The following is a 1,833-nucleotide window of genomic DNA, read 5'->3' on the forward strand; positions in this document are numbered from 1 at the left end:
AGACCAAAGCGCGTGCTTTTCATATCCCGAAAGCCTTCTTCTATTTGCATGCGCTGGCGATAAGTAAGCGATCAATATAGACCCGGATCACCCCATTTTATCTAAGTCGCTCGTTAATTTTTTGTCCGTGAATCTCTCTTTCCAGACTCTTGGCGTCAGGTCGAGTACGTCTTTGGCCGGATGCAGTGCTACACGCTGCAATACATCCACGAGGTAGTGGTAGGGATTCACGCCTTGCAGGCGGCAGGTCACCATCAGGCTTTGTAATATGCCCAGTTGTTCAGCTCCGAGTTCAGACCAACAGAACAAATAGTTTTTTCTGCCCATGGGAATAACCCGCAGTGCCCGTTCGAGATGATTGGTGTCCATGGGTAACGCGGGGTTACTCAGGAACACCTTGAGTTGGCTTTCTCGCTCATGCGCATAGTGAAGCGCCTTGGCGAAGGGGGATTTGGGTAGTAAATCAGTGCGCTGTCGTTGTTGGTAGACCCACCGGAAGAAGTCAGTCACGAGTGGTTCGCTGTGTTGTTGCCGGTAAGAATGGATATCGGCCAGGTCTGATTGTTTATCCCGGATGTGTTTTTCATGCCGGTAGAGCGCAGCGATAATATCCAGTGCCTGCTGTGCGGCTTGCGGCTCACTGTCGAGGGCTTTTTCAAAGCCTCTGCGCATGTGTACCCAGCAGGCAGCGTGCACAATCTGTTGTTCTTGTTGGTTTATCTGCTCAACAGTTTTGGTATAAGCAGCATAGCCGTCGGTCAGCAAGGTACCGGTAAAGTCCTGTAACTGTGCTTTGGCATGCAACATGCCTCGGCTGTGACTCCAGGTAAAGGCCACTTCATCACTGTCACCGTACATCGGCCAAAAGTAAGTTTGTTTCATGTGTCCGGGTTTTCGACCCGCGCCTTTGGTGCGCCCGGCTTTAATGGGCACTTCATCCATGGCCAGTATGTTACTTTGCAGGATGTGTTGCCACTGGGCTTTGGCAATGGGCCGAAGCAGCTCAATGCCTTGTTGTATCCAGTTGATTAAGGTAGCCCGGCTAAGGGTGATACCGCTATCAAGCATGCGTTGATGTTGGCGGTGAAGCGGTAAGTGATATACCGCTTTATCCACCATCAGCCCAGCGAGTAGTGAGACATCGCAGTAACAGCCTTCCAGTACATTGATGGGGGCTGGGGTATCCTTAAGGGTTTGCGTGGTTTTATGACGCACGACCTGACGACGATACACCAGTACCACATAACTGCCGGGCTGTTGTGCTAAGCGACGGGTTTCTTTGATATCCACGACATCATACTGGTCGGCATCCGCCCCCTGTAACTCAGGCGCAGGCACATCAATAATCAGCTGAGGCACCGTCTCATCAAAACGCAGGCCTTCATCATTGACATCCGAGTCGCGACGTTGCTTTTGTGAGGAACGAGTATGTGCCTTCACCGGTTTTGTTTCTGCCGGTAAGGTGAGGGCTTCCCCCTCATCAAACAAACTGCTCTGCGCCGGATTATCCGCTAACACCTTTTCAGACTTACGCCCGAACAACTGGCGTTTAAGCCAGTCAAGTTGATGCTTTAATTGTGCAACTTCATCGGATAAAGCCGCAATTTGTGCATCTTTTGAGGGATTGTCTGAGGACGTTTTCATGGCGTAAATTATAACAAAATCAGTCAATTAAATCGCCTGTTTTGTTTGTCTTTTTGCCAGTAAATGCCATCAATCAAACACTGTAACTGAGCACTGTTTAATGGTGTTTTTGCTGTACCGTCAGTGACTTTGGCGAAGGTGCCTTTTTCTAACCGTTTACTCCACAAACAATAACCGCCCTGGTAGTAA

General features: G+C 49.7%; 2 protein-coding genes. Both read right to left on the reverse strand.

Going from position 1 to position 1,833, the window contains the following annotated elements; translation table 11 throughout:
• Positions 1 to 87: 87 nt before the first annotated feature.
• Positions 88 to 1,644 (reverse strand): IS66 family transposase, encoded by a 1,557-nt coding sequence (gene tnpC / locus C6Y40_RS23710; protein WP_105936863.1) that lies wholly within the window; start codon positions 1,642 to 1,644, stop codon positions 88 to 90.
• Between the two features lie 23 nt (positions 1,645 to 1,667).
• Positions 1,668 to 1,833: IS66 family insertion sequence element accessory protein TnpB (gene tnpB, locus C6Y40_RS25640; RefSeq protein WP_205664817.1), on the reverse strand; the 166-nt coding region annotated here is incomplete at its 5' end.

The sequence above is a fragment of the Marisediminitalea alba genome, assembly GCF_002993365.1.
GTDB classification, from domain to species: domain Bacteria; phylum Pseudomonadota; class Gammaproteobacteria; order Enterobacterales; family Alteromonadaceae; genus Alteromonas; species Alteromonas alba.